At 49.8% G+C, this 8,434-nt stretch carries 5 protein-coding genes; 3 read left to right on the forward strand and 2 right to left on the reverse strand.

Annotated features, from left to right (window positions below):
• The first annotated feature begins 270 nt into the window (after nucleotides 1-270).
• Both lepB and NG796_RS18260 read left to right on the forward strand, forming a co-directional pair.
• The gene (gene lepB, locus NG796_RS18255) at nucleotides 271-2,898 is read left to right on the forward strand and encodes a signal peptidase I (RefSeq protein ID WP_261208309.1); all 2,628 of its coding nucleotides are present in this window, start codon (nucleotides 271-273) and stop codon (nucleotides 2,896-2,898) included.
• Nucleotides 2,899-2,960: 62 nt separating this feature from the next.
• Nucleotides 2,961-3,161: a hypothetical protein gene (locus tag NG796_RS18260; protein ID WP_261208310.1), complete on the forward strand. Its 201-nt coding sequence runs from the start codon at nucleotides 2,961-2,963 to the stop codon at nucleotides 3,159-3,161.
• 181 nt (nucleotides 3,162-3,342) lie between these two features.
• Here NG796_RS18260 and NG796_RS18265 read toward each other — a convergent pair whose 3' ends face one another.
• Together NG796_RS18265 and NG796_RS18270 are read right to left on the reverse strand one after the other, a co-directional pair.
• Nucleotides 3,343-3,504, reverse strand: a complete 162-nt coding sequence (locus NG796_RS18265) for a hypothetical protein (protein ID WP_261208312.1) — start codon at nucleotides 3,502-3,504, stop codon at nucleotides 3,343-3,345.
• A gap of 531 nt (nucleotides 3,505-4,035) precedes the next feature.
• Nucleotides 4,036-5,451 carry a hypothetical protein gene (locus NG796_RS18270; RefSeq protein ID WP_261208313.1) on the reverse strand — a complete coding sequence of 472 codons (1,416 nt, stop codon included), beginning with the start codon at nucleotides 5,449-5,451 and terminating at the stop codon, nucleotides 4,036-4,038.
• A gap of 611 nt (nucleotides 5,452-6,062) precedes the next feature.
• Here NG796_RS18270 and psaA point away from each other — a divergent pair.
• Nucleotides 6,063-8,333 (forward strand): photosystem I core protein PsaA, encoded by a 2,271-nt coding sequence (gene psaA / locus NG796_RS18275; protein ID WP_261208314.1) that lies wholly within the window; start codon nucleotides 6,063-6,065, stop codon nucleotides 8,331-8,333.
• Nucleotides 8,334-8,434: the final 101 nt, after the last annotated feature.

Genomic DNA, 8,434 nt, shown 5'->3' on the forward strand with positions numbered 1-8,434 from the left:
GTGGAAATTATACGGGCCTGCTTTCCGGGTATAACGATTTGCAGTTTCTCATATCCCCGCCAAGGCGATCGCATAGGCCAATCTGTTGTTAGTCTCAGACATTGTACCTCGAACGATTCTTTCCCTCCAAGTTTTACCTGTGGCTATCTTAACTGCTCGGAATGAGAATCGCTTTTTGTTTCTCAACTGAGTCTGTCCCCTCCCCGTTGCTGCAAGTGTAGTCAGAATCAGCAACAATAGAGTTATGTCCCATCTCTGACCCCTATCGCGATGACCCCAGAACTCTTTAACCTGCTCAAGTGGATTCTCAACACTATTTTATTGGTTGTTTTTGGCTTGTCCATCAATGCTTGCAGTGAACGGGCAACTCCCCGAAGGCAAAAACTGATCGTCCTCGGAATTGCACTGCTGGCGGGTCTCCTGGGGGCTTGGGTGAATGCTGTGGAGGTGAGTCAACTCCAACAACAACCCAATTCAGTTTATGTCAGTTTCGGCCTAAGCACAGGCTTTGGTCTGTCCGCGTTGGCGTACTTGTTGTGGCTTTATGGACAATCCAAACAACGGGAGGAGGAGTCACGATTGCGTCAAGGTCTACTGGAGCGGATTAGCAAGGACGTTGAAGACCGCCGCCAAGATTCCTTAGACCATTTGTACCATATCCCCGTTTCTGGACTTCCACAATCCCCAGGGTCTCATTGGTTATTTCGCCAGATTCAGGTGGTTGTCGGACAAAAGACTCGATTCCTTGATGTCTCTATCTCCAAACTCTTTTTTCAAGAGGATGTAGGGGGACAACTCTTGATTTTGGGAGAACCCGGAAGCGGTAAAACCACGGAACTGCTCGGTTTAGCGCAAACCCTTTGTAAACGGGCTCAGGAAAACCCTCAAGAAGAACCCATTCCGATTATCTTTGAATTGTCCGACTGGCGACCCTCTGGAAAACCGATTGAGGCGGCCACCCTGAATCGCTGGATGGTAGAGCAATTGCAGTTGAAATATGGGTTAGACCCTCAACTGAGCCAAGATTGGCTTCATCGTAACCGCCTGTTACCTCTATTGGATGGGTTGGATGAACTCAAGGATTTCATGGCAGAAGCAATTAGGGCTATCAATTCCATGCAGGAGGATAAGAAAGAACAACATCAAAAGTTGATCGTCTGTTCTCGGTCTCAAAATTATAAAGATTGTCCGGAAAAGTTGAGTCTGAGAACAGCAGTTGAGCTAAAGCCCCTCGAAAATAAAGCGATTCAAGACTATTTGGACCACCGGAATGCCAGTCATCTTTGGAAGGTCTTAGACGCGAGTCCCCAGGGATGGCTCAAGTTGGCGAAAACCCCCCTGTTATTGGATTTAATGCCCAGGGCTTATCCAGCGCCGATTGTGCCAGATTGCCCAAAACAAGTGGGGGAATCGGCTTGTCGTCGTCGGCTTTTTGAGGATTATAGTCATCGACAACTGACCCAGGAACACAACTCGGGGTATTCGGAGGAAGACAGTCGCCGCTATCTGCAACGGTTGGCTCAAATTCTCCGCCGTCAAGGACAGACGGAGTTCTTGATTGAGGAGATGCAGCCAGATTGGTTGGAAACTCCGAGACAAAAACGTTGGTTTAATTGGGGGTCTAGGCTGATTGAAGGGCTGATTTTCGGGCTGATTTTCGGGCTGATTTTCGGGCTGATTTTCGGGCTGATTTTCGGGGTGATTGGAGGGCTGATTGGAGGGCTGATTCAAGATGATAAAAATAATATAGAGTTAACAGAATACTTTGATTTATCTTGGTCGAATATCAAAGCTGCTATTCCATATTATTTGATTGGAGGGCTGATTGGAGGGCTGATTGGAGGGCTGATTTCAGGGCTGATTGGAGGGCTGATTTCAGGGCTGATTGTCGGGCTGATTGGAGGGCTGATTGGAGGGCTGATTGTCGGGCTGATTGGAGGGCTGATTTTCGGGCTAAAAGCGAAACTTAAGGTCAAATCGTATCCCAATCAAGGGATTTGGGAATCTCTTAAGAAATCGGCAATTATCTCTGTGCTAACTACTCCAATTTGGATGATGGGATTTCTATTGATAGATGACTTGTTACTCAGGGCTGGACAAGCGGCTCGGTTGGGAAATCCAGCCACAGTAGTCATCTCGGGAATAGGGATGGGATTAATAATGGGCGCGTTTGGTGGGGGACTCAACTCGGTGCTTCACCATGTTTTACTGCGCTGGATTCTTTTTCAAAATCAGGTGATTCCTTGGAACTATGCTCGCTTTTTAACCTATGCCAGTGAACGGGGTTTACTGAAACAATCGGGGGGACGATTTCGCTTCTATCATGACTTGCTGCGGGAAAATTTTGCTGGGGAAGACACTAAGAGCCCCCAACTGACCCTTGCTCCTCCTTCCCGCCTTTGGCTTAATTGGACTCTTGCTGTCATGCTGTTCTTGGGCGGGCTGTTATTGAATAGGAATGTTGTAACTGTGGGGATGAATACTGCTGTGATGATGTCTCCCACGTTAGAGGCTCAAGAACAGGTTTTAACCGATGACCTCACCTATCGCTATCGCACTCCTCAACGGGGAGATATCATTATCTTCAAAAGCGCTGACACCTTAGCCAATCGTGAGGAGCGCTTTTATGCCCGCCGCATTATTGCCCTACCTCACGAAACCCTAGAGATTCGTCAGGGACAGGCGTTGATTAACGATCGCCCCCTGGAAACCATCACCCTTCCCCCCCGCTATGAGCTAGACTCCCTCACCCTAGCTGCCGATGAATACTTCGTTGTGGGCGACAATGACGCCGTTGAGGAGTTCGAGGAGTTTGCTGAAATAGTTCCCCGACATCGCATCAATGCCCAAGTCTTGCTGAGAATCTCCCCCCTCTCCCGATGGGGCCGTCTTGATTAACTCCCCTGTTCTGTCATCTTCGGGAGGGGTGCTCTATCCTGTATCACTAACCTCTATTCTGGATGCGACGATTCCTGGATGGGGGCTTGTTTCCCACCGATCGCATCCCCGACTACTGCCAATCCCTCCCTCCCCCAAGCGATCGCGCCTTCTATTGGAGTTTCGCCCAACGGGGACTCGAATCCCTCACTGTAGCCCGCATTCTCCCGGTCATTCTAGCCTGGGTGACAAGGGCGATCGGCTTCCAACTCCTGCAAGGATAGCTATAGCAGTCTACATCCTGTTCTACTTCGGTACTCAGGTCGATTTCTGAAATGCGATCGCCGTTGGTGGCATAGGCGAAACAGATTGGAAGGCGATCGGCTTAGTCTTGCTGTACTCCTTGGGTGTAAAGGATGTCACCCTGTCTGGGTTCCATGACAGCCGGTTTCTGATGCCGATACTCTACCACATATCGGCCCCTTTAGGCTGGGCCCGTTTTCTGTGACCAATGCGGCGATCGGCGACAATCCTTGCGCGACCAATTCCGCTATCCGGTATAAGTCTCCACAGTGGGGCTTTGAGGGCGGGGTGAATCAGTTCGGCTGGGGTTTCGGCTTCGTTCATGGTTAGAGGTTGGATTTGCGTTTAAGCAATTTTATCTTCATTTTATAAGGATTTCAGGCTTGTAGGGCTGATTTTAGGGATTTGCGTTAAAGCAGTTTTAGGCCCAAAGAGATAGGGAGCATAGCGGGTCGAGGTAGATTCAGAGTCGTCTGTCTTTATCAACCCAGCCTCTTTGGTAGCCCCAATAACCAGAGAAACAGTTGCCGTCTTGGATTCGCTAAAGTAACCAGAGACCCCGATGATATCCTTTGTGTTTGGCAACCCAGGCATCAAGGATTCCCATGATACTATGCCCGATCGCCTACAAGATTTTCTCTCGCGTGACCAGTTTTTTTTGCTGTTGAACACCGCCTCTTGACAATTTAGCTAACTTGTGTAGCCAATCCCGAGGGTGTAGGTTAAAAGTTGCAGGGGTTCAGAAACCGGGTTTCTGCTTAAATCTCTGATGTTTTGCCTCAACTTTGGCTATAAACCTTCTTTCTCACTCTATGGAAAAGCCCGCTTAAGCGGGCTTTTTATCTAAGTGGCAGGTTATTCGATAGGTTCGAGGGTTACCTCTACCTCACTTTCCGTTGTGACGGGTTCTGGTGTGAGTTCTATCGGTTCTGTCTCACTCGGTTGTGATATCACTTCTGGCACAGGTTGCGGTTCTGGAACCACGGGGGTGGCGGGTTCCGGAGTGGGACGACGGAACCGATCGCGCAGTTTATCCATTCGCGATCGCCTTACAGGTTTTGTCGCTGGTTCCGGTTCCACAATCGCCGGTTCCGGTTGGATTTCCTCGGGCACCAGTTCCGCTGATTCTTCCGGAAGTGCTGGGGCCACAGTCTCCGGTATGGGCAGATATTGTTCTGGGAATACTTCGACTGGCATCTCTTCTGGTTCCGGTAAGGGCAGCAGAGACTCAGGTTCTGGAGTGGGTTCCGGAGTAGGTTCGGGTGTAGGTTCGGGTGCGGGTTCCGGTGCGGGTTCTGGGGTCGGTTCAGCGATAGGTTCTGGAGGTGGGTTATAGGTGGGGTCTACAATGACGATCGCCTTCGATGCTTTCAGGTCTCCCCGAACTAACCGCGATAGGGTGTCTTTGCCTTTCGGTTGATAATCGATCGCCTGAACAGTTGTATTAAACGCATTATTGACCGGATTGCCTTTTTCATCCAGGAATTCCACCTTGACCCAGTTTTTCCCTTTCTTAAATCCTTTCAGATAAATTGGGTCCCAGCGATCAAGCACAAAGCTTTCTCCATTAATAGTCACCCGAATCCGCCAATCCGCAATTTCATCCGTAGCGTTTTCTTGGGCAACCAGATGTAAGGGCGCATTGGTTAAATAAAAGTCCAGCATAATCGGTTCCGCACCATAACTGCCTTGAGGACGGCTGTAAGTGAGTAAGGGTTGGGTGGGATCCGGTTGGTTATCTTCGCTGGGGGCAAACAGATGAAACGTGGTTTGGGCGTAGGCCCCTTCATTTTTAAAACTTTCATGCCAGGGACGGGAGGCAAAGACTCGGAGGGTGTGGGTCCCTGGTTCTAGGTCTGTTAAGACGATAGGTTCCCGGACATCGTAAATGGCTTGATAGGGGTGATGGTCCAGAAATAGATGTAAATGGGGTCCCAAACCGAGGTCCTGATTTTTAAACAGAGGCAAATCCCGCACCTGGAGTTGAACAGCAACGGTACTATCCTCAAGGACTTCGCCGGGTTTGGGGCTTAAGATCTGGACTTGGGGTTCATAGGGTTCTAAGGCGAGTCTGAGTTTTTGAATTTCTTCCGGGGGAGACACTTCGGAGATTTGAGCCTCGCTGTCGATGAGGACCGCTTGGGAAGCTTCGACGTTGGGAGGGGCTTCGATGCGATCGCTACAGGACCCTAAGCCCAAAAGGACAATGACGACGGCGATCGCAGACAGTAACGATTTGACAATAGGCGATCGCGAATTTCTACCTAACACTTAGCAATTCTCCTATATGAGATCAACTATGAAAACTTGTTAAGTCTTTCCATAAATAAAACCAATCATGGGCCATTTGCCCAAGGGGAAGATGAAAGGCGATTGCAACAGTCAAAGCAGACAATCCGATTCCCGGTTTAAATGCCTTGGAAACCGCCCGAATCCCGACATCCCCTCATCTTGCAATTGTACGCCAGTTACATCGCCTACCAACTGATTACAGTCAAGTATTAAGTTATGTTAATTTATCCCCAACCCTCTTGACTTTTTAACGACCCTTTGAAACACAAAGCCAATCCCCGATTAAATTTTGGCTAATTTGAATTATTGTTAAGCAGTGCATTCAGATAACCGAGGTAGCCTTATAATGCACGAACAGAAGCCACTAAGGTTGTCTTGCTCGACAGACCAGCATTTTGCTGGATTTTGAGAGCGGTTACTACACAAAATCCCGAGTTTGGATTAAACTAACAAACTTAAGAACCCTTAAAAGGTTTTTTAAAAAGTTGTAAGTCACCCAACACTCACCTTTTGTAGTGAACCGTTGCATTACGAGCAACACCTAGGGTGAAATGTAAATTAGGTCCTTGTCTAGAGAGAGGAGAGTCTCGATGACGATTAGCCCTCCAGAGCGAGAGGCAAAAGTCAAGGTAACGGTAGATAAAGATCCCGTTCCCACCTCATTCGAGAAGTGGGCCAAACCGGGTCACTTTGACCGTACCTTGTCTCGCGGGCCCAAAACCACCACCTGGATTTGGAACCTGCACGCTAATGCTCATGATTTCGATAGTCACACCAGCGATTTAGAAGACGTATCGCGCAAAATTTTTAGCGCACACTTCGGCCACCTGGCTGTAATCTTCATCTGGTTAAGCGGTGCCTATTTCCACGGTGCCAAATTTTCCAACTATGAAGCATGGCTGACCGACCCGACTGGTATTAAACCCAGTGCCCAAGTGGTTTGGCCGATCTTCGGACAAGAAATTTTAAACGCCAACGTTGGGGGTGGATTCCACGGTATTCAGATCACTTCTGGTTTATTCCAGTTGTGGCGTGCCTCTGGAATCACCAATGAGTTTCAACTCTACTGCACCGCGATCGGTGCCTTGGTGATGGCAGCCTTGATGCTGTTCGCCGGTTGGTTCCATTATCACAAACGCGCTCCGAAACTGGAATGGTTCCAGAACGTGGAGTCGATGATGAACCATCACCTGGCTGGATTACTCGGTCTCGGCTCTTTGGGCTGGGCGGGTCACCAAATTCACGTCTCTTTGCCGATCAACAAGCTCTTGGATTCTGGGGTGAATGCGAAAGACATTCCCTTACCCCATGAGTTCATCTTGAACCCGAGCTTGATGACCCAGCTTTATCCGAGCGTGGATTGGGGATTCTTCAAAGGAGTAATTCCGTTCTTCACCCTCAACTGGGGCGTTTATAGTGACTTCCTCACCTTCAAAGGTGGCTTGAACCCCGTTACCGGCGGTTTGTGGTTGACTGACACGGCACACCATCACTTGGCGATCGCCGTTCTGTTCATCATCGCAGGCCATATGTACCGGACCAACTGGGGTATCGGTCACAGCATGAAGGAAATCCTGGAAGCCCATAAAGGTCCTTTCACTGGTGAAGGCCATAAAGGTCTCTACGAAATCCTGACCACCTCCTGGCACGCGCAACTCGCCATTAACCTGGCAATGATGGGTTCCTTGAGCATCATCGTGGCCCATCATATGTATTCGATGCCTCCGTATCCATACATTGCCACCGACTACCCAACTCAGTTGTCCCTGTTCACTCACCATATGTGGATTGGCGGCTTCTTGATTGTCGGTGCAGGTGCTCACGCCTCCATCTTCATGGTGCGCGACTACGATCCAGCTAAGAACGTCAACAACTTGCTCGATCGCGTCCTACGTCACCGTGATGCAATCATCTCTCACCTGAACTGGGTCTGTATGTTCCTGGGCTTCCATAGCTTCGGGTTGTACGTTCACAACGACACCATGAGAGCCTTTGGTCGTCCCCAAGATATGTTCTCGGACTCGGCCATTCAACTTCAGCCCATCTTTGCCCAATGGGTGCAACACCTGCACTTCTTGGCGCCCGGTAACACCGCTCCGAATGCTCTAGCCCCGGCTAGTTTCGCCTTCGGTGGAGATGTGGTCGCGGTGGGTGGAAAGGTTGCCATGATGCCGATTACCCTCGGTACCGCAGACTTCCTAATTCATCACATCCACGCTTTCACAATTCACGTTACCGTTTTAATCCTGCTCAAAGGGGTTCTGTTTGCCCGTAACTCTCGTCTGATTCCAGATAAGAGCGAACTCGGCTTCCGCTTCCCTTGCGACGGCCCCGGTCGTGGCGGCACCTGTCAAGTTTCCGGTTGGGACCATGTGTTCCTCGGACTCTTCTGGATGTACAACTCCCTCTCCATCGTAATTTTCCACTTTAGCTGGAAGATGCAGTCGGATGTGTGGGGTACCGTTTCTCCTGATGGCTCCGTAGCTCACATTACCGGCGGTAACTTTGCTCAAAGTGCGATCACCATTAATGGTTGGTTGCGTGACTTCCTGTGGGCGCAAGCTTCTCAGGTGATTCAATCCTACGGAACTGCCTTATCCGCTTACGGTCTGCTGTTCCTCGGCGCTCACTTTGTGTGGGCATTCAGCCTCATGTTCCTGTTCAGCGGTCGCGGCTACTGGCAAGAACTGATTGAATCAATCGTCTGGGCACATAACAAACTGAAAGTTGCCCCGGCAATTCAGCCTCGCGCTCTGAGTATCATTCAAGGACGTGCGGTTGGGGTTGCTCACTATCTCTTAGGAGGTATTGTGACGACCTGGGCATTCTTCCTGGCCCGCATTATTGCAGTCTCAGGATGATAGCGAGGAGGAGCTAAAAAAGACATGGCAACAAAATTCCCAAAATTTAGCCAAGACCTCGCGGCAGACCCGACAACACGTCGGATTTGGTACGGGATTGC

It is taken from the genome of Laspinema sp. D2d (genome assembly GCF_025370755.1).
Taxonomy (GTDB): Bacteria; Cyanobacteriota; Cyanobacteriia; order Cyanobacteriales; family Laspinemataceae; genus Laspinema.